Here is a 749-nt window from a genome sequence, read left to right on the forward strand (position 1 = left end):
CCCTCACGATGGGGATCACGGACAAGGTGACGGCGGTCGATCCGGCCGCCGGTTACGACGTCGGCTCCTGGATCGTGTTCAACAACGTCTTCCAGTCGCTGCTCAGCTTCCCCAGGGGCGCCACCAAGCCCGAGCCCGAAGCCGCGGAGAGCTGCAAGTTCACCGACGCGCAGAGCAGGACGTTCGACTGCACGCTGCGGCAGGGTCTGAAGTTCAGCAACGGTGAGGCGCTGACGTCGCAGGACGTGAAGTACTCCTTCGAGCGCACCATCAAGATCAATGACGAGAACGGTCCGGCGGTGCTGCTGGACGCGATCAAGACGATCGACACGCCCTCGCCGGAGCGGGTGGTGTTCCACCTGAAGTACTCCGACGCGACGTTCCCGATGAAGATCGCCTCGGGTGCGGGTTCGATCGTGGACCACACGCAGTACCCGGCGGACAAGCTGCGCACGGACGGCAAGGCGACCGGTTCCGGCCCGTACAAGCTGGACTCCTACGAGGCCGGCGAGCAGGCGGTGTTCTCGGTCAACGGGGACTACCAGGGCACGGCGCAGATCCGTAACTCCGGTATGACGATGAAGTTCTTCGGTGACGAGCCGGCGCTGAAGAAGGCGGTGGAGGACGGGTCGGTGGACCTGGCCTACCGTGGTCTGGACTCGGCCGACATCGCCTCGCTGCAGAGCAGTTCGATAGCCGGCGACACCGGGATCCAGGTCGTGGAGGGCACCGGCGCCGAGGTCCAGCAC

The 749-nt window shown here is 65.4% G+C and carries 1 protein-coding gene; it reads left to right on the plus strand.

From position 1 onward, the window contains the following. On the plus strand, positions 1 to 749 hold a 749-nt coding region (locus PV410_RS44610), incomplete at both ends, for an ABC transporter substrate-binding protein (protein ID WP_500332395.1).

The organism is Streptomyces sp. PA03-5A (genome assembly GCF_033792725.1).
In the GTDB taxonomy this organism is placed as follows: Bacteria; Actinomycetota; Actinomycetes; order Streptomycetales; family Streptomycetaceae; genus Actinacidiphila.